The sequence below is a fragment of the Metabacillus kandeliae genome (assembly GCF_021166585.1).
Taxonomy (GTDB): domain Bacteria; phylum Bacillota; class Bacilli; order Bacillales; family Bacillaceae; genus Metabacillus_B; species Metabacillus_B kandeliae.
This window is the reverse complement of the sequence record NZ_JAJOZE010000015.1, coordinates 1-17,625: the sequence shown is the minus strand read 5'-3', so window position 1 is coordinate 17,625 and position 17,625 is coordinate 1. Positions and strand designations below refer to the sequence as shown.

Genomic DNA, 17,625 nt, shown 5'->3' with positions numbered 1-17,625 from the left:
AAATAATAGCGATGATTATTTAAATTTATTTTGCAAACGCTGTCAATTAAGAGTAACAAGAATCTGCATACTTTAATGAGTCACTATAAAGACTATATCATACAGAATATTCCTATATCAAGAGATTTGTTTAGATGGCACAGAACTATGGTTTCGCTAAAATGTTAACAACTTTCTCTGCATTCCTGCAAAAAAAACCAAGTTCCACTTGTCTATTTCTTTCTAAATGGACTTTTTAAGGCGCGTTTAATAACCTTAAAGAAACTCAATGATTGGACCATATGCTTCGAATCTACGTATTCTCGAATGGTTCGCAAAACTTTTTTCGGATCTTTAGAAGAAAATGAAAATGTCCCATTTCGCTTAGTTTGGATAGCATATCGCGGGATCCATTTTCCTTTGAACATAATTGAAGCGATGATGTAATCAACCTCTTCCCATGGAATTTGAATAAACTTGCGAGCATCACGATCATTAAAGAATTCAAACCCTTTATCTCCGATCATGACCTTGCCATACTGTGAAATTCCACTATGGAAGGTTGCATTCGTAACTAAATCAACTTTTGTATTGATTGATTGGACCATTTGATTTACACTCATTTCTATTTAGAAGCATGGGGAAGGTTCTGCTGCTTCTTATCGTTGGTGCAATCTTACCATAAAACCCCTGTTCTTTTGAAGCATGGGGACGGTTCTGCTGCTTCCGAAGCACGAGAACCGCTGTTTATGGCAGTATGTTTTTTGAATATGAAAAGCCTGAAGATATGCAAGAAATGAGTAAAAGCTTGCATATCTTCAGGCTTTTAGTACTTTAACATATTCAACAAAAGCACCCGTTAGTTTAAGTACACTAATTAGTATTCCCTCTTGTTTCCCTTTTTTACGAACTCCCACTCGACCTCAATATTTTTTCTAACCCTTTGAAGAAGGTTGAAAAGTGCTTTTGTTTCTTCTGGTGAAAATCCAGATAGTGCGACACTATTGGAATAATCTCCTTCTCTTTTTAAAAACGGGTATACTTTCTCGCTTTTCTCGGTTGGAAACAACTTTTTAATCTTTTTATTGATTTTATCATCTCTCTTCTCAATAAAACCTTGGGTTTCAAGTTTTTTTACTGCACGGGCTGCTGTTGTTCGATCCACTTTTATCATTTCCGCCAACTTGTCTTGAATAATTCCTGGATTCTCATATATTCGAACAAGATACAAATATTGTCCTTTTGTCAGGTCATATTCTTTAAATTCAATATTGCTTATCGAATCTAAGGCTCTTGCTATCATTCCAATTTCACGAAGAATATCCGTCATTTTGCATAACTCCCGATTTTTTTGTTGTATTTGCAACAAAAATTATATATTGTTTTAGGTATGAACTAATTATGACTTGTTAAAAAGAATAAATCCAGAAAGGGATGAAGATAGGTGGAGTCAATAAGAATTACAGCAGATGAGGATTTAAAGACAGCATTTAGTATACGGAAAGAGGTGTTTGTTGAGGAACAGGGCGTACCATTAGAAGATGAGTTTGATGAATTTGATACGCTAAGTGGACAATGTAAGCACATATTGGTCTATTACAATCAACAACCAGTTGGTACGGGAAGGATAAGAACCCTTAATGGCTTAGGTAAATTGGAGAGGATTTGTATCTTAGAGCCATACCGTAAATTTGGTCTTGGAAAAGTAATTATTAATGCGTTAGAAGAAATAGCAAAAGAAATGGGGCTGTCACAAGTAAAATTACACGGACAAACGCAAGCAGAAGGGTTTTATGAAAAACTTGGTTATCGGACTTCATCTGATCCATTTATGGAAGATGGAATTCCACATATTCTTATGGTTAAAGAATTGTCTGCAAAATAATGATAAAGAGTTTGAGTAAAGTGAAATTTACTTTCTATATATTAGGACTATTAATATTAACCCTTGGTATCTCTCTTACTATAAAATCAAACCTTGGAACATCACCATTTGATGCACTTTTGGTAGGACTATCTGTAAACGTAGGTCTTACTGTGGGAAGTTGGGAAATTATAGTAGCTTTAATACTGATATGCTGTAATGCATTTTTAAAAAGACAAAGACCTGAAGTTCTTGGGTTGGTAACAGCCTTTATAACAGGTATTGGGATTGATATGTGGCTTTTCTTATTACACAATCTGATAACACTTGAACTATGGTTAAGTAAACTTATTTGTTTTGGTATTGGTTTAGTTGTTATCGGATTAGGCACTGCAATTTATTTACAGACAAATTTTGCACCAGTTCCAATTGACCGTTTAACGTTAATCATACAAGAATTAACTAAAACGAATATACTGTTTTCGAGAACAGTTATTTATCTCCTATTCTTAATAATGGCAATCATATTCAGTGGACCAATTGGCACTGGAACTTTATTAACTGTTTGTTTAGGGGGGCTAATTCTTAATTCCTTTATGCCAATTACTGAAAAAATATTAGACCTCGTTTTAATTCATTCTGTTACTTCAGTAAAATATGAATCAGATAAAAACCATTCAAAATAGAATGGTTTTTAATTTATTTATTAGTGTCCTTCCCATCATTGCCGTCCTTCATTGAATCATGCTGGCCATCTTACGCCTGACTCCCAGTATTGAGTAATTTCAGACGTCCAAATCTCTTCCTGATCCATTTTGACTTCCTGCGTCATTACTTAGAAGCGCCCCTTTAGTTAAAAATGACATTCCCTATTCAAAAATTAAATTTAGATCTATTTTCAATTCTGCGAACCGATTAACGGTTATGAAATCACCTTTTGTAAAAACTCCTTGGAATTTGTATTTATCGCTGATTAAAAGATATATTTCAACAGATTCGTTAATCGGATCAACAAGCCAGTACTCTTTCACTCCCGCTATTTTATAAAGCTGAAACTTCTTCCAGCGGTCCAGCTTAACAGAAGCTGGTGAAAGGATTTCAATGATCATATCCGGGGCTCCATTGCACCCCTTGTCATCAAGCTTTTCCCTATCACACACAATTGATAAATCGGGCTGGACAACATTAATTATCTCATCGTCCTGTTTATTTTCTACCAATAATCGTACATCAAATGGCGCAAAAAACACTTCACATTCTTTTTCCCGCAAGAAAATAGAAAAAGCTGTAGAAAGTTCACGGAGAACCTGCTGATGCCTTCGTGAAGGAGCAGGAGTCATATTCAAAATTTCTCCATCGATTAACTCGACCCTTTCACCTTCATCCCATGTTAAATAATCGGCATAAGAATATTTCTCTTTTTCATTAGGAATAGGCATACAATCATTCCTTTCCACTCAACTTGTATTGAAAATATCTTAGCATACACTAATCAATAGCATTCTTGCCTTTTTAGATATTAAATTAGAAGGAAGCTTTTTTATATAGAACCGGTTTCAATGGAGATCTTCATTTGAAGTTTGTGAATTTCTTTTAAAGCTTACTTTAGCTGGTTAAGTATATTCAAGAGGTTGCTTATAATATTGTATTTTTAATTACAGCTTAGCCAATAGAGCACTTATAAGACAAGGTTTATAAAATGGAAATTTCCTTATAGAGCTGTTCATAGATAAACTTCAGTAAGTTTTTAAAAGGAACGGTTCTGCTGCTTCGGAAGCACGGGAACCGTCCCCATGCTTCCATAAAAAAACGCGAAACCTCAAAAGGTTTCGCGTTTTTTCTACACATGATGCAAACTACATCATATGTTGTTAGCCGGTATGATCAAAGACTAAAATGATTCTTATGACAAAAGCGATGATTTTTGTATGCGTCGCTTTTGTTACACATTCCACATGTCTAAAGTGTATGTGGCAACACATGTGTGCTAGTTAGTTACATTCTGTTGGCTTGTATACAAACCTTATGTTTTCTTTGATTAAATAATACCCAACTATAATTTTCCTTGTTTAGTGAAATTGAAAATTTCAAAATCACTGTTCTTCCTAATAAAAATTTCACATTTGCTTTCTAAAAATCCAACCGCTGTTCCTTTGTTTTTAAACCCTAATTCATCAGTAGCTATACTGGGATATTTATAATCCATTTCAAAATAATCCAAAGAAAAGTACTTACCACTAATTGCACCTTCAAACTTGTATTTTTTCAAATACTTCGTCCATAAAATGATTAATCTATCTCTTTCTACCTCAATATTAGATGTAAATTTATTATTTAATATCCATTCCCCAGACATGGCTCGAAAATCCGTTTCCTGTAAATTATCAAATCTTGCAGAAGCTAAATTCTTTTCAAAATCTCTTTCTTTTGTAGCTTTCTCGATTGTCTCTTCCTCATTTTGTTTCTCAGAGTTAAGCTGGTCTCCAAGTTTTACAAGAGCTTTCCCTACATTCTCATCAACATCTTTTTTTGAGTTAGCTTCAAATAAAATGCCTTTCGCATCTTCCTCTAAGCCCACTTTTATATATTCATACGCTAAATTTGATGCAGATAATGTATTTCCCAACTCAAAAGCTTTTTTATAACTTTTTATTTTATTAAAATGCATTCCTAAATCACTGTATATTACGCCTAAATTATTTAATGCATTTTGATGGGTTGGTTCAATACTAATAATTGTTTTGTAATGTAAAAGCGCTAATTCATTTTGGTTATTTTGTGCATATGCGTAAGCCAAGTCAAATAAGGCACTTACGTTATTGGGTTTTATTTCTAATGCTTTTTCTAAGGCGGAAATTTGATAATCAAGTTTATTTTCCTTTTTGTAAAGTTCCTCTATTTTTATAAAATTAGAAAACTTCTCCTCATTGTCACTTGATGAATTAATTGTTGCTAATAATATTTCATATGCCTCTTTTTTAAAGCCTAGCGTAAATTTAGATGTGGCTAATCCTCTAATTAGTCGGCCAGATGTATCTGACTTATTAATACCCAGTTTTAGCCCTTTTTCATAATAAGAAATAGCAAGTTCATAATTCCTTGTATTCTCATATGAAGTTGCAAGGATATACATAACATCACCATATACCTCGGTTTGTTCAGCTTTTTTCTCTATGAGATTAAAATTTTGGTTTGAATCGTGGCCCAATCGGTATAGAAAACTATAATATAACGCTTCATTTTTTAATTTATCGTTACTTTTTGTTTCCTCTCCCTGTAATATCTCAAATGCTCTCTTCAATTCATCAATATCTTTGTCTACCCATGCCTTTAGAAACGCACGAAATTTATCTTTTTCCTCTTTTTCTTCGATTTTTGCTTCTGATCCTTCGGCTATTTGAGGTTCACTTGCTACTTCTTCGTTATCGTTCACCTGTGGTTCTGACGAGTTTACTGTAGTACGTTCCGAATTAATTTCTAATTCTCTGAATTTTAAACTTTTTATGTTTTCAATTACCGGGTTTAATTGCTTTTTAAATATTAAAATAACAATAAAAACAACCACTACAATAAGAAAAGTTATACCTCCAAATGCTGCTACAATATTCAAAAAATCATCCATCTTAATCATCCTTCAAATTCATAGGATATTTATCCAAATTCACCCATACTATTCCATAGTATAGCATTCAATCAAAATTAAAGGCTATAATTCTACAAATATTGAAAAAAGATACATCAAAAAACTAGCCGATTTTGGACTTTAAAATAAAAGCAACTTTATCTTGGCCTACGTCTTGGATTAAGATTAAGGTTGATTTTTAGCTCCTGCTCAGTTCACTGCTAGATGCCGATGCAATCATTAACTCTTCTTTTCTCTCAAAAATAAATCATCCAGTTAAATGTTGCACTTATTTTCTCTAATAGGTTGTATTAACATCACAAAGGTAAATCCCCATAAGGGTCAGAGCCGCTAACTCTGTCAAAACGCTGTCGATTGGTAGCTTCGACATAAAAACTACGAAAAGAATATGGAGCGTGGGAAATCCTTATATCACGTTAAAAAGAGGTGATAAGCTAAGCCGATGCAGAAAATCAGCGTAGTAATCATTAGGTAAGGTCTTTTACTGCTATTTACAGACCGGATTACTAGCCTTAGAGGAGCGGGAACGGCTTCTTGCAGTAACGGTTCGGTTGGAGTTTCGATTGGTCAAGGCCAATGGTACTTGTCATGAAGTAAGTGGGCGAAACACTTACGCTAGTAATAGCTAGAGGCAAGTTAAAGAAATTCAGGTATTAAACAGCAGCATCAGCAGTTCCCAAGCTTTGCACTAAAACAAACCATCGTGGTAGATGAAGAGGTCATTGCTGCCCTTAAAAAGTATATGCTTGCGCAACAGAAAGTTCAGAAGTACTTTGGTGAAGCTTACCTTGACGAAGGATTTATTTTCGCCAAGAAAGAGAAACAACCAGGCTACCCTACTTTCATCAAGACCGTGGAAAATAGAATGGCGCGGCTAATGAATCTGTCCGGCTTAAATCCGGATCTCACTCTCCACTCTCTTCGCCATAAGCATACTTCATTGTTAGCAGAAGCAAAGGTAGGCTTAGAAGAGATTATGAATCGGCTTGGTAACTGTGACAACGACACAACTAAGAACGTCTATCTGCACGTAACAAAAGAAAAGAAAAAAGAGGCTTCCCACAAGTTTGCGCAACTCATGAGAAACCTCTAATTTTTGGAGAGAAATCTTAGCATTACGTTCCCCTCTTACATAAAACCCTAATATATCAAGGGGTTTGGGCGATGATTACATCATGCCACCCATTCCACCCATACCGCCCATGCCGCCCATATCAGGCATGCCTGCGCCGCCGCCTTCTTCCGGCTTGTCAGCAACTACTGCTTCAGTAGTTAAGAACATTGCCGCGACAGATGCAGCGTTTTGCAGTGCGGAACGTGTTACTTTTGTTGGGTCAACGATTCCTGCTTCGACCATGTTTACCCATTGGCCTGTTGCAGCATTGAATCCAACGCCGATTTCTTCGTTTTTCAGGCGCTCAACGATGACAGATCCTTCAAGGCCTGCGTTGTGAGCGATTTGGCGTACTGGCTCTTCAAGTGCGCGAAGAACGATGTTGATACCTGTTGCAGCATCGCCTTCTGCTTCAAGAGCAGCTACTTTGTTGTATACGTTCACTAGAGCTGTACCGCCTCCGGATACGATACCTTCTTCTACTGCAGCGCGAGTAGAGTTCAAAGCATCTTCAATGCGGAGTTTGCGCTCTTTCAATTCTGTTTCAGTTGCAGCACCAACTTTGATAACGGCTACGCCGCCAGCAAGTTTAGCAAGACGCTCTTGAAGTTTTTCTTTGTCGAACTCAGAAGTTGTTTCTTCTAATTGAGCACGGATTTGGTTAACACGGCCTGCAATTTTGTCAGACTCGCCTGCACCTTCAACGATTGTTGTGTTTTCTTTTGTCACAACAACTTTAGAAGCGCGTCCGAGCTGAGTGATGTTGGCAGATTTAAGGTCAAGACCTAGATCTTCCGTGATCACTTCACCGCCGGATAGGATAGCAAGGTCTTCAAGCATTGCCTTGCGTCGGTCACCGAATCCTGGAGCTTTAACAGCTACAGCATTGAATGTTCCGCGAAGTTTGTTCACTACAAGAGTTGCAAGAGCTTCGCCTTCAACATCTTCTGCTACAAGCAATAGAGGCTTGCCTTGCTGAACAACTTGCTCAAGAACAGGAAGGATTTCCTGAATGTTTGTGATTTTTTTGTCAGTGATCAGAATGTATGGATTTTCAAGAACTGCTTCCATTTTATCTGAATCAGTGACCATGTAAGGAGATGCATATCCGCGGTCGAATTGCATGCCTTCTACTACTTCAAGCTCAGTAGTGAAGCCTTTGGATTCTTCAATTGTAATAACGCCGTCGTTTCCAACGCGCTCCATTGCTTCAGCAATCAATTGGCCGACTTCATCGTCAGCAGAAGAGATAGCCGCAACCTGTGCGATGGACTCTTTGCCTTCAATTGGTTTGGAGATTGCTTGAAGCTCTTGAATAGCAGAAGAAACTGCTTTTTCGATGCCTTTGCGTACGCCCATTGGGTTAGCGCCGGCTGTTACGTTTTTCAAGCCTTCACGGATCATGGCCTGCGCAAGAACTGTTGCAGTAGTTGTACCGTCACCAGCTACATCGTTTGTTTTGCTTGCTACTTCAGCTACAAGCTTCGCACCCATGTTTTCGAATGCATCTTCAAGTTCAATTTCTTTTGCGATCGTTACACCGTCATTTGTGATGAGCGGAGATCCGAATTTCTTTTCAAGAACAACGTTGCGTCCTTTTGGTCCAAGTGTTACTTTTACCGCGTTTGCCAATGCATCTACACCGCGAAGCATGGAGCGGCGTGCTTCTTCGCTAAACTTGATTTCTTTAGCCATGAATAGTACCTCCCGGATTTATAAGTTTTTTATTCTTTTCGAAAAGCTTTCGGATTAGCCGATAACAGCTAAAATGTCGCTTTCGCGTAAAATTAAGTATTCAGTACCTTCATATTTCACTTCAGTACCAGCATATTTTGAGAAGATGATGCGATCGCCTTCAGCTACTTCAAGGGCAACTTTTTCGCCGTTGTCAAGAACTCGTCCTGCACCGACAGCAATAACTTTGCCTTCTTGAGGCTTTTCTTTCGCAGAATCAGGCAATACGATTCCACTGGCAGTTTTTTCTTCAGATTCAACCAATTCGATTACTACACGATCACCTAATGGCTTTAACATTTAAAACCCTCCTCAAAGTTTTTATGTAATTGAGTATTTATTAGCACTCAATCTCGTCGAGTGCTAACACACCTATTATATTATTAAATCTCCATCGCAATTTCAAGTGAAAAACCATATTTTTTCCGCACAACTTTACTTTACTTAATAATAGGACAATGTGCAAAAAATAACCTTCGTCAAAGTCTGGCATAAAATGCGTACTTACGGGGAATTTCGGGGAGGATATGTTACAATTAAGTTTAGCTTTCTGCACCTGAAGCCTGATTGCCGCTAGGATAGCGGCAGCTGAAAAGGAGATACATACACGTGAAGAAACAATACTGGTTTATTTTAATGACATATGTGCTGATGCAGCTGTCAGGTCTTGGCGGACCCTTTCTTCTTCTCGCACTTGGGGTTGGAAAAGGGCTCCCGCGGCATACTGCGGGCCAGATCGCTTCCGGCTACTGGGCGGTATTCAGCTTTCTCGCTGCTCTCGTAATCATTCTGCTGCTGATCAGAGCTGATAAAGGGGACACTGAATTGAGAGGAAAGCCCGCATCTGGCGGTATTTCTGCTGTTTGGGCGATCGCCGGCGTTTTCCTTGCTCTTTTTTCCCAATCCATCGCAGCTTCTATTGAAACCTATGTTTTCCACATAAAGCCCGGATCTGAGAATACGAAAACGATTTTGGAGTTTATCTCATATACCCCGCTTCTCGTGATCGTTGTAGCGATTGTCGGGCCGATTTTAGAAGAAATTGTGTTCCGGAAAGTCATTTTCGGATCCATTTACAAGAAGACGAACTTTTTTATCGCAGCGCTGATCAGCTCGCTCGTCTTCGCGCTTGTCCATTTGGAGCCTGTACATCTCCTGCTCTACAGCGCCATGGGTTTCACCTTTGCTTTTTTATATGTTAAAACAAAGCGGATTATCGTCTCGATTATTGCCCATATGGCAATGAACTCGCTCGTCGTGTTAATGAATTTTGGCTTTAAAGACCAAATTGAACAGATGAGCCACAGTATGCAATTGATTATTGGAGGCCTTTAAGAATGAAAATAAGCCCAAACATAATGGGATTTTTCTATCTGGGAATGGGTGTATTGTTTACCTATCTTGCAGTAGCATCAGCAGGAGGCGGGATCTGGAAGTTTCCGACCATCGCGCTGATTATTATTGCGACATTTGATTACACTGCATGCATCCGAATGTTTGTTTTTGCAAATAAAGTCCGGAAAATGAAAAATCGAAAATGAGAAAAAGGCATTCGGAGCTCCGGATGCCTTTTTTGACCTAGTTCTTAAAATAATGCACGGGCCGAATTTCAAGCCTCCATCCCAATCGTTCGCCTTCCGCCACTTGTATTGTTGGATGAAGAGAGGCAATTCGAATGGCTTCCTCTATATTATCTGCCTCTATGAAAAAGACACTCCCAATTCTCTCATTCGTATTCGCTGAGGGGTCATCGAGTACTGCAATGCGGCCATTTTCCCGCTGCACCCCTTTCACTTCCGCACGAACACCTGCATCCAGTATGAGGGATCCGCTTTTATCAAGCTCCTCCATATGCAATGCACATTCCTTCATTACTGCTTCGATCTCTTCCTTAGGACGGGCATCCATTTTCTCCGGATTTAAATAGCCAATGCATAGATATTTCATTACCAAGCTCCCTTCTTTTTATAGTTGAATTCCTATTCTTTTAAGTTCACCATGACACAGCAAAAGCCCTTCCTATTTGGAAAGGCTTTGGTTTTGTTCTTCAAATATGGACTTCTGGGCTTTCCGGTAGGAAATCCGCGAAATGATGATGCTGACTTCATACAGCAAAATAAGCGGAACAGCTACAAGTATTTGGGAAAGAACCTCTGGAGGTGTAATAAATGCTGCAACAACCAGCAAGATGACATAGGCATACCTTCTCATCTTGGACAGCAGCATGGGAGTAACCATGCCAAGCCTTGTTAAAAACATGACAGCAACAGGCAGCTGAAATAAAAGTCCGAACGGCAGAACGAGCTCAATAAGAAAGGTGAAATATTCGTGCACCCCGATTACCTGTGCAATGCCAAGCTCTCTGGAGATCTTGGTCATAAAGCCGACCACAATCGGAAACAGCACGAAGTAGCCGAATGAAATACCAAGCAGAAACAGCAGAAGCGCAATCGGTATGTAGCTGAGCGTTACCTTCCGCTCTTTCTCATAAAGACCTGGACTGACAAATGCCCACAGCTGATATAAAATCACGGGTGAGGTAATGATTATGGCAATGATGAAGGTGAATTGCATATAGACAAGCATAGGGTCTGTCAGTTTAAACGCGTTTAAAGCAAATAGCTTCGCTTCATTCGTGTGCTGCAAATAAACCATAACCGGCTTGGTCAGAAAAAAGCCGGCGATCAGAGCGGCGGCAAAAAAGAGAGCGACGGCAAAAAGCCGCATTCTGACCTCGGCCAAATGATCGTATACAGACATCTCCTTTTGTTTCATTTCTAGTCCCCATCCCTTTAATGGTCAGCTTTTCTTTTTCTTTCCAGGAGCGTAAGCCTTTTTCGGCTTCACACTGAGCCCGATCAATACTCCGGCAAGAACAGCTGCTGCTTTTGCTGCTGTTTTCATAGCCTCATCCCTTCTTAAGAAGATTCTCCCTGGTAGTGTTTTAAAAAGTATACAAGCGATTGCAGTTCAACGGCAAGATCAATATGATGGATCCGGATGGATTCCGGGACATTGAGCCTTGCCGGCGTGAAATTTAAGATTCCTTTGATCCCTTTTTTGACAAGCCTGTCCGTAATGGACTGGGCTGCAGGAGCTGGGACAGTCAGGATGGCAACAGGGGTATCATCCGGCATGTTCTCTTCAAGCGAATCCAAATGATGAATCGGCACCCCGCCGACCTCTGTTCCTATTTTTTTCTCATCCACATCAAAGGCAAATGTGATCTGCGTATTGTTGTTTTTGGAAAAATTATAATGGAGAAAGGCCGTTCCAAGATTGCCGACTCCAATTAAAATAACTTTTGTCACCTCGTCCTGGTCAAGCGTTTTACTGAAAAAAGACAGCAAGTAATTAACATTGTAGCCGTATCCTTTTTTTCCGAGCGCGCCGAAATAGGAAAAATCCCGCCGGATTGTTGCAGAATCAACCTTTACTGCATCACTCAGCTCAGCAGAGGATACCCTTTGCTTGCCTGATGCATGGAGATTCTGGATAAACCGGTAATAAAGCGGGAGCCGCTTGGCCGTAGCCTGAGGTATTTTAGACTGATCAATATTCATGTTTTATCCCTCACTCTTCGATGCCTTCGTTGCGGCGGTATTCGCCGCTTTTGCCCCCTGTCTTCTTCTGCAGATAGGTTGGGCCGATGATCATTCCTTTGTCTGCTGCTTTGCACATATCATAAACCGTAAGCGCGCAGACTGATGCGGAAGTCAGCGCTTCCATTTCAATACCTGTGCCGCCTTTCGTTCTTGCTTCCACCTTAATCAGCAAGATTGAGCTGTCATCGGTATCTTCCCAATCAAAGGAAATATCTACCCCGTGGATCGGAATCGGATGGCACATAGGAATGATGCTGGATGTTTGCTTGGCAGCCATTATCCCTGCTACCTGAGCCACTGCCAGTACATCCCCCTTGCCAATTTCGCGGTTTTGAATTTTATTATAGGTTTCTTTATTCATGGTTACTTTGGATCGGGCCTCTGCTGTGCGGACTGTTGATGCTTTCTCCGTTATATCAACCATTTTTGCACGGCCCTGTTCATTAAAATGAGTAAAATCAGCCATATAGCCAAAACCCTCTCCTTTATCAAACTATACACCATTTCCGGCTGATTGTCTTTTTCTGGATAAGGTTTCCCCGTGCAAGGCAAACTGTTGCCCTTGCTGGTTTCATAGGCTACACTTAAATTAGTCTATTAGAGGTGAAACTATGATTATCCTACAAGTTCATCAGCTCACAAAATCATTTGGCGCTGATCTTATTTTATCGAACATTAAGCTTGAAATACAGTCAAGAGACCGCATCGCGCTTGTCGGCCGGAATGGAGCAGGCAAATCGACCCTTCTGAAGGTGATTTCCGGCCAGCTCTCATACGATTCGGGAGAAATTTTCATGCCGAAGGGGCTTACGGTCGGCTACCTTGAACAAAATACCGGACTTGAGTCAGGCCTCAGCATTTGGGATGAAATGCTGACTGTTTTTGATGAAGTCCGCAATATGGAGAAAAAAATGCGCCGGCTTGAGGAAAACATGTCAGGAACAGATCCTTCTGGCGATCCGGACGGTTTCCAGCGGCTGATGAATGAATATGATGCCATTCAAACAGCTTTTAAGGAAAAAGGCGGCTATCAATATGAAGCGGATATCAGGTCTGTTCTCCATGGTCTCGGCTTTGCAGCCTTTGATCCGTCAACAAAAATTGACTCTTTGAGCGGCGGGCAGAAAACACGGCTTGCACTCGGCAAATTGCTGCTGACAAAGCCTGAGCTGTTGATTTTGGACGAGCCTACCAACCATTTGGATATTGAAACACTTACATGGCTCGAACAGTACCTGCAGAGCTATCCCGGCGCTGTTCTCATCGTTTCCCATGACAGGTATTTCCTTGACAAGGTCGTTACACAGGTATATGAAATTTCACGCCATCAGTCATCGAAATACATCGGAAACTACAGCAAATACCTTGAAGCAAAGGCAGAGCAGTATGAGCGCGATTTGAAGCTTTACGAAAAACAGCAGGATGAAGTAGCGAAGCTGAAAGACTTCGTACAGAAAAACCTGGCACGGGCCTCCACAACCAAAAGGGCCCAAAGCAGGCGCAAGCAGCTCGAGCGCATGGATATCTTGGACAGGCCGAGCGGGGATGAAAAATCAGCCAGCTTTCATTTTGATATTGAAAGACAGACGGGGAATGACGTCTTGAAAGTCAGCAGCCTTTCCGTTTCTTATGATGAAAAGAAACCGACCATCTCTCATATTTCGTTCCATATTTCAAGAAAAGACAGCATTGCCCTCGTCGGTCCGAACGGAATCGGCAAATCGACTCTGCTGAAAACACTTGTTGGCAGACTGAAAGCATTGTCCGGAGAGATTCAAATGGGCTCTAATGTAAAAATCGGCTACTATGACCAGCAGCAGGCAGAATTAACGTCAAATAAACGGGTGCTGAATGAGCTTTGGGATGATTACCCGCTCAAACCTGAAAAGGAGATCCGCACCGTGCTCGGCAATTTCCTTTTCACAGGCGATGATGTCCTGAAAACTGTGTCTACATTGAGCGGAGGAGAAAAAGCCCGGCTTGCGCTTGCCAAACTGATGCTGGAAAAAGCGAATTTTCTCATTCTCGATGAGCCGACTAACCACCTTGACCTTGACAGCAAAGAGGTGCTGGAGAATGCGCTGATTGATTACCCGGGAACCATTCTCTTTGTTTCCCATGACAGATATTTTATCAACAGAATCTCCACAAAAGTCTTTGAATTGGCGCCGCAGTCCCTGACCGAGTATTTGGGGGACTATGATTATTTTGTGGAAAAGAAAGCGGAGCAGCTTGAGCTGGAACGCATCAGACAAAATGAATCAAGCAAATCTGCGGTAAAAGAAGAGGATGCCAAAAAGCTTACCTACCAGCAGGATAAAGAGCAGAAAAAGATTGAAAGGCAGCGTCAGCGCCGGATTCAGGAAATTGAAAACGAGCTGGCCATACTGGAAGAGCAGAACGAAGAACATAACGAAAAGCTGGCAGACCCTGCTGTTTACCAGGATTATGAAAAAGTGCAGGAAATGAACGCTTTGATTGACGGCAACAAAAACAAAATTGAAACACTTATGGAAGAATGGGAGCTGCTCGAAGAAGAAGCACTGGCTGATTAAGCCAGTGTTTTTTTATCCACAGCTTCAGCGGCTTTACAGCAGTTATCAAGAAAGTTATGCACATTATCCACAAACCTGTTCGAATATTTTCACAAATCCTATTGTGACAGAACCTTGATGTATCAAGTGTTCCAAGGCCGAAAAAATCCTCGCAAAATCTTGTGGATAACTTAGTGGATAACGTGGATAATGAAGTAAATTACGCCAAAATAAAAGGCATCTTCCTGTGGAAGATGCCTTAACCTGTTAATAAGATGTGAGTTCCAAGCCTGGGCTGCCGTTTAAATCCAGCTTGGCTCTGCTTCCTTTTTCAAATAACACGCTGCCTGCTGCCGCGATCATTGCTGCGTTATCGGTACAAAGCGAAAGCGGCGGGATGATAAGCTCCAGGTCGTCGCGGCCGCTAAAGGTTTGCTCAAGTGCCTTCCTCAAGCCTTTATTGGCTGCGACTCCTCCTGCGAGCAATACCTGTTTCGCTCCGTACTGTTCAGCAGCCCGCCTTGTTTTTTCCGTCAGTACTTCAATAACACTTTCCTGAAAGCTTGCTGCCAAATTCTTCGGGTCAATTTCTTCCCCTTTTTGATTGGCATTATGCAAGGTGTTGATCACAGCAGATTTCAGCCCGCTGAAGCTGAAGTCATATGAACCTTCTTCCAGCCAAGCCCGGGGAAGCTTAATAGAAGGAGTACCTTCTGCCGCCAGCCTGTCGATATGAGGGCCGCCCGGATAAGGAAGCTTAAGTGTGCGCGCTACTTTGTCATAGGCTTCACCTGCTGCATCATCTCTCGTTTCCCCAATCACTTCAAAGGAACCGTGCTCTTTCATATAAACAAGCTCTGTATGGCCTCCAGAAACGACCAGGGCAATTAGCGGAAACTTCATTTCTGCAACAAGCCGGTTTGCATAAATATGGCCGGCAATATGGTGCACACCTACAAGCGGCAGACCTTTTGCAAAAGAGAGAGCCTTCGCTGCATTCACACCGACCAGAAGCGCCCCTACAAGACCGGGACCCTCTGTTACGGCGATAGCGCTTAAATCCTCAAATTGCAGCTCTGCCTTTTCCATTGCTTCCTCTAACACGAGAGTCAGCTGCTCCACATGATGCCTTGAAGCGATTTCAGGGACGACCCCGCCGAACCGCTTATGGCTTTCAATCTGTGAGGCGACGACATTAGACAAAATATCCTTTCCGTCTTTTACGACGGAAGCTGCCGTTTCATCACAGCTTGTTTCAATTCCTAAAATATATTGGCTGCTATCCATTAAATACTCACCCACATTACTAAGGCATCTTCGAGGTTGTCTGTGTAATAGTTTTTCCTGACGCCCCCTGGTTCAAATCCAAGCTTTCGATATAATCCTTGTGCGGCATAATTGGAAACCCGGACTTCAAGCGAGAGCTTAACGGCTCCCCTCTTTTTGGCAATCCTGCTTGCCTTTCTGAGAAGATGCTCACCAATGCTGTTTCCCCGGTATTCAGGCAGTACGGCAATATTCGTAATCTGGGCTTCATCAATAATCACCCAAAGTCCGCAATAGCCGACAATTTCCCCCTCAATCTCCGCCACAAGGTATGTGGCAAACATATTATGCACCACTTCATTATAAAAGGATTCTTTTGTCCATGGGACACTGAATGACTGCAGTTCTACATGGTGGACTGCCTCTATGTCTTCTGCTGTCATCATTCGAATCGTCACGTTTTTTTCCACAATCCCCACCAACTTACTTTTGCTCCTCAAGCCACTTAGCTTCCGCTTCAGCGAGCCTTGTATAATTCGGTACTAAAGCGTGCACTTGGCAATTTTCTTTTTTCAGACCTAAACGCCCAAGCTCTGATGGACGCGGGTTTTGGAGCGTTAAGCTTCCGAACACAGCTTTTTCTCCAAGGTACTCTTCGATTGTTTCCTGATGGATTCCCGTATCGCTGCCGAGAAACAGGACAGGATCCCCTTTTTCCTTCAGCATCTTCAGCCAGTCTGTCAGCAATACATTGCAATCTTCTGCTGTACACTTTATTTCCCTATTTTGGTACCGGTATAAACCCGTATATACACGGCCTCTGCGCGCATCAAATAAAGGGCAGATGCTGCCGCTGAAAAAGTGTCCGTTTGCAGCAAGCACTTCAAGGCTCGAAACAGCAGCGACAGGGATATTTAGAGACCAGGCAAGTGTTTTTGCAATAGAAACACCTATTCTGACACCTGTATAAGAGCCTGGGCCATTTGCTACAATAACTTTATCCAAATCCTGAGGAGCCAGGCCGCATTCCTTCAGAAGAGCCTCAATAGCAGGCATCGCGCGGAGGGAATGGTTTTTTTTCAGATTCGTGATGTATTCCCCTGCAACTGTTTCACCATTAAGAACTGCTATGCCAAGTGTATTATTAGAAGTATCAATCGCGATTGCTTTCATTTGTAAAAAGCTCCTTGCACACAGTAAGATAGGCTTCACCTTTTGGAAAAAAAGCCAGGCTGCGTTCGTTATTATCAAGATGGGTAATTTCTATATCAAGCCTTTCAGCAGGCAGCTGATCCCCAATTAAATGAGCCCACTCCACAACAGTCACACCGCTGCCTTCAAAATATTCATCAAACCCGAGATCTTCCTCCTGATCCCCAAGCCTGTAAACATCCATATGGTAAAGGGGCAGACGGCCGCCCTGATATTCCTTAATGATCGTAAAGGTTGGACTGTTCACATTTCGAGTAATGCCAAGTCCCTTTGCCAGCCCTTTTGTAAAGGTGGTCTTTCCTGCTCCAAGATCCCCTTCAAGAGTCAGCACCATGCCGGACTGCAAAAGGCAGCCAAGCTTTTCTGAAAGCAAAGAAGTTTCTTCAGAGCTCTTGCTTATTCGTTTATATTGTTCCATTTATCTATCACCTGCACTGAACTGCCGTTCTATTTATTCTATAAATATCATACTACACCTTTTACTTGAAAGCATAAAGGCAAGCCCTGTTTCAGGGTAACAAGCGGAGACCGCCTCTCAAACTTTGAGCTGCCTTATGAAAATTCATTAACAAAGCATAGTATTCTTCTCTTCTCAGTTTAGCCAAATTCTCAAGCAGAAGCGCAAGAAAGGCATAAAAAAAAACGAAACAGGGTTTCGTTTTGATTATATCGTA

20 protein-coding genes are annotated in these 17,625 nt (G+C 41.2%); 6 read left to right on the top strand and 14 right to left on the bottom strand.

The window, feature by feature from the left end; genetic code table 11:
* Positions 1 to 212: 212 nt before the first annotated feature.
* Both LRR81_RS19470 and LRR81_RS19465 read right to left on the bottom strand, forming a co-directional pair.
* Positions 213 to 587 (bottom strand): DUF956 family protein, encoded by a 375-nt coding sequence (locus tag LRR81_RS19470; RefSeq protein ID WP_231791081.1) that lies wholly within the window; start codon positions 585 to 587, stop codon positions 213 to 215.
* Between the two features lie 269 nt (positions 588 to 856).
* Complete coding sequence (locus LRR81_RS19465; RefSeq protein ID WP_231791080.1) at positions 857 to 1,309, bottom strand: MarR family winged helix-turn-helix transcriptional regulator; 453 nt, start codon at positions 1,307 to 1,309, stop codon at positions 857 to 859.
* Positions 1,310 to 1,423: 114 nt separating this feature from the next.
* Here LRR81_RS19465 and LRR81_RS19460 point away from each other — a divergent pair, with 114 nt between their 5' ends.
* Positions 1,424 to 1,864: a GNAT family N-acetyltransferase gene (locus LRR81_RS19460; RefSeq protein ID WP_231791079.1), complete on the top strand. Its 441-nt coding sequence runs from the start codon at positions 1,424 to 1,426 to the stop codon at positions 1,862 to 1,864.
* 20 nt (positions 1,865 to 1,884) lie between these two features.
* Entirely contained in the window at positions 1,885 to 2,529 is a 645-nt protein-coding gene (locus tag LRR81_RS19455) for a YczE/YyaS/YitT family protein (protein WP_231791078.1), read from the top strand.
* A 183-nt stretch (positions 2,530 to 2,712) separates the two neighbouring features.
* Here LRR81_RS19455 and LRR81_RS19450 read toward each other — a convergent pair whose 3' ends face one another.
* Positions 2,713 to 3,282, bottom strand: a complete 570-nt coding sequence (locus LRR81_RS19450) for a Uma2 family endonuclease (protein WP_231791077.1) — start codon at positions 3,280 to 3,282, stop codon at positions 2,713 to 2,715.
* Between the two features lie 614 nt (positions 3,283 to 3,896).
* The gene (locus LRR81_RS19445) at positions 3,897 to 5,465 is read right to left on the bottom strand and encodes a tetratricopeptide repeat protein (protein ID WP_231791076.1); all 1,569 of its coding nucleotides are present in this window, start codon (positions 5,463 to 5,465) and stop codon (positions 3,897 to 3,899) included.
* Between the two features lie 724 nt (positions 5,466 to 6,189).
* Here LRR81_RS19445 and LRR81_RS19440 point away from each other — a divergent pair.
* Positions 6,190 to 6,579: a tyrosine-type recombinase/integrase gene (locus LRR81_RS19440; RefSeq protein WP_231791075.1), complete on the top strand. Its 390-nt coding sequence runs from the start codon at positions 6,190 to 6,192 to the stop codon at positions 6,577 to 6,579.
* 75 nt (positions 6,580 to 6,654) lie between these two features.
* On the opposite strand, the gene groL is transcribed toward LRR81_RS19440, so the two are convergent.
* The gene (gene groL / locus LRR81_RS19435) at positions 6,655 to 8,295 is read right to left on the bottom strand and encodes a chaperonin GroEL (protein WP_231791074.1); all 1,641 of its coding nucleotides are present in this window, start codon (positions 8,293 to 8,295) and stop codon (positions 6,655 to 6,657) included.
* Between the two features lie 54 nt (positions 8,296 to 8,349).
* The gene (groES, locus tag LRR81_RS19430; protein ID WP_231791073.1) at positions 8,350 to 8,634 is read right to left on the bottom strand and encodes a co-chaperone GroES; all 285 of its coding nucleotides are present in this window, start codon (positions 8,632 to 8,634) and stop codon (positions 8,350 to 8,352) included.
* 309 nt (positions 8,635 to 8,943) lie between these two features.
* Between groES and LRR81_RS19425 the strand changes: the two genes are divergently transcribed.
* Both LRR81_RS19425 and LRR81_RS19420 read left to right on the top strand, forming a co-directional pair.
* The gene (locus LRR81_RS19425) at positions 8,944 to 9,669 is read left to right on the top strand and encodes a CPBP family intramembrane glutamic endopeptidase (RefSeq protein WP_231791072.1); all 726 of its coding nucleotides are present in this window, start codon (positions 8,944 to 8,946) and stop codon (positions 9,667 to 9,669) included.
* A 2-nt stretch (positions 9,670 to 9,671) separates the two neighbouring features.
* Positions 9,672 to 9,875 (top strand): YdiK family protein, encoded by a 204-nt coding sequence (locus LRR81_RS19420; protein WP_231791071.1) that lies wholly within the window; start codon positions 9,672 to 9,674, stop codon positions 9,873 to 9,875.
* Positions 9,876 to 9,912: 37 nt separating this feature from the next.
* On the opposite strand, the gene LRR81_RS19415 is transcribed toward LRR81_RS19420, so the two are convergent.
* From LRR81_RS19415 to moaC, 4 genes are all read right to left on the bottom strand, one after another.
* Positions 9,913 to 10,281, bottom strand: a complete 369-nt coding sequence (locus tag LRR81_RS19415) for a YciI family protein (protein ID WP_231791070.1) — start codon at positions 10,279 to 10,281, stop codon at positions 9,913 to 9,915.
* A gap of 72 nt (positions 10,282 to 10,353) precedes the next feature.
* Complete coding sequence (gene tatC, locus LRR81_RS19410) at positions 10,354 to 11,109, bottom strand: twin-arginine translocase subunit TatC (RefSeq protein WP_231791069.1); 756 nt, start codon at positions 11,107 to 11,109, stop codon at positions 10,354 to 10,356.
* 143 nt (positions 11,110 to 11,252) lie between these two features.
* A complete protein-coding gene (locus LRR81_RS19405; RefSeq protein ID WP_231791068.1) occupies positions 11,253 to 11,897 on the bottom strand; it encodes a redox-sensing transcriptional repressor Rex in 645 nt (214 codons plus the stop codon).
* A 10-nt stretch (positions 11,898 to 11,907) separates the two neighbouring features.
* On the bottom strand, positions 11,908 to 12,405 hold the full coding sequence (gene moaC, locus LRR81_RS19400; RefSeq protein ID WP_231791067.1) for a cyclic pyranopterin monophosphate synthase MoaC: 498 nt from the start codon (positions 12,403 to 12,405) through the stop codon (positions 11,908 to 11,910).
* Positions 12,406 to 12,550: 145 nt separating this feature from the next.
* Here moaC and LRR81_RS19395 point away from each other — a divergent pair, with 145 nt between their 5' ends.
* Positions 12,551 to 14,494: an ABC transporter ATP-binding protein gene (locus LRR81_RS19395; protein WP_231791066.1), complete on the top strand. Its 1,944-nt coding sequence runs from the start codon at positions 12,551 to 12,553 to the stop codon at positions 14,492 to 14,494.
* Positions 14,495 to 14,740: 246 nt separating this feature from the next.
* On the opposite strand, the gene tsaD is transcribed toward LRR81_RS19395, so the two are convergent.
* From tsaD to tsaE, 4 genes are read right to left on the bottom strand one after another with little or no spacing between them, the layout of a single operon-like run.
* Positions 14,741 to 15,760: a tRNA (adenosine(37)-N6)-threonylcarbamoyltransferase complex transferase subunit TsaD gene (gene tsaD / locus LRR81_RS19390; RefSeq protein WP_231791065.1), complete on the bottom strand. Its 1,020-nt coding sequence runs from the start codon at positions 15,758 to 15,760 to the stop codon at positions 14,741 to 14,743.
* Positions 15,760 to 16,209: a ribosomal protein S18-alanine N-acetyltransferase gene (gene rimI, locus LRR81_RS19385; RefSeq protein ID WP_408631632.1), complete on the bottom strand. Its 450-nt coding sequence runs from the start codon at positions 16,207 to 16,209 to the stop codon at positions 15,760 to 15,762. Before rimI ends, tsaD begins: the two co-directional genes overlap by 1 nt.
* A gap of 13 nt (positions 16,210 to 16,222) precedes the next feature.
* Positions 16,223 to 16,912, bottom strand: coding sequence for a tRNA (adenosine(37)-N6)-threonylcarbamoyltransferase complex dimerization subunit type 1 TsaB (tsaB, locus tag LRR81_RS19380; RefSeq protein WP_231791064.1), 690 nt, complete (start codon positions 16,910 to 16,912; stop codon positions 16,223 to 16,225).
* Positions 16,893 to 17,369 (bottom strand): tRNA (adenosine(37)-N6)-threonylcarbamoyltransferase complex ATPase subunit type 1 TsaE, encoded by a 477-nt coding sequence (gene tsaE / locus LRR81_RS19375; protein ID WP_231791063.1) that lies wholly within the window; start codon positions 17,367 to 17,369, stop codon positions 16,893 to 16,895. Before tsaE ends, tsaB begins: the two co-directional genes overlap by 20 nt.
* Positions 17,370 to 17,625 lie beyond the last annotated feature (256 nt).

Excerpts from the sequence above, each read along its gene's own strand:
- tatC (WP_231791069.1), bottom strand. The coding sequence starts at position 11,109 with ATGAAACAAAAGGAGATGTCTGTATACGATCATTTGGCCGAGGTCAGA.
- groL (WP_231791074.1), bottom strand. The coding sequence starts at position 8,295 with ATGGCTAAAGAAATCAAGTTTAGCGAAGAAGCACGCCGCTCCATGCTT.
- LRR81_RS19405 (WP_231791068.1), bottom strand. The coding sequence starts at position 11,897 with ATGAATATTGATCAGTCTAAAATACCTCAGGCTACGGCCAAGCGGCTC.
- LRR81_RS19470 (WP_231791081.1), bottom strand. The coding sequence starts at position 587 with ATGGTCCAATCAATCAATACAAAAGTTGATTTAGTTACGAATGCAACC.
- tsaE (WP_231791063.1), bottom strand. The coding sequence starts at position 17,369 with ATGGAACAATATAAACGAATAAGCAAGAGCTCTGAAGAAACTTCTTTG.
- LRR81_RS19465 (WP_231791080.1), bottom strand. The coding sequence starts at position 1,309 with ATGACGGATATTCTTCGTGAAATTGGAATGATAGCAAGAGCCTTAGAT.
- LRR81_RS19395 (WP_231791066.1), top strand. The coding sequence starts at position 12,551 with ATGATTATCCTACAAGTTCATCAGCTCACAAAATCATTTGGCGCTGAT.
- moaC (WP_231791067.1), bottom strand. The coding sequence starts at position 12,405 with ATGGCTGATTTTACTCATTTTAATGAACAGGGCCGTGCAAAAATGGTT.
- tsaB (WP_231791064.1), bottom strand. The coding sequence starts at position 16,912 with ATGAAAGCAATCGCGATTGATACTTCTAATAATACACTTGGCATAGCA.
- LRR81_RS19450 (WP_231791077.1), bottom strand. The coding sequence starts at position 3,282 with ATGCCTATTCCTAATGAAAAAGAGAAATATTCTTATGCCGATTATTTA.
- LRR81_RS19420 (WP_231791071.1), top strand. The coding sequence starts at position 9,672 with ATGAAAATAAGCCCAAACATAATGGGATTTTTCTATCTGGGAATGGGT.
- groES (WP_231791073.1), bottom strand. The coding sequence starts at position 8,634 with ATGTTAAAGCCATTAGGTGATCGTGTAGTAATCGAATTGGTTGAATCT.
- LRR81_RS19445 (WP_231791076.1), bottom strand. The coding sequence starts at position 5,465 with ATGGATGATTTTTTGAATATTGTAGCAGCATTTGGAGGTATAACTTTT.
- tsaD (WP_231791065.1), bottom strand. The coding sequence starts at position 15,760 with ATGGATAGCAGCCAATATATTTTAGGAATTGAAACAAGCTGTGATGAA.
- LRR81_RS19415 (WP_231791070.1), bottom strand. The coding sequence starts at position 10,281 with ATGAAATATCTATGCATTGGCTATTTAAATCCGGAGAAAATGGATGCC.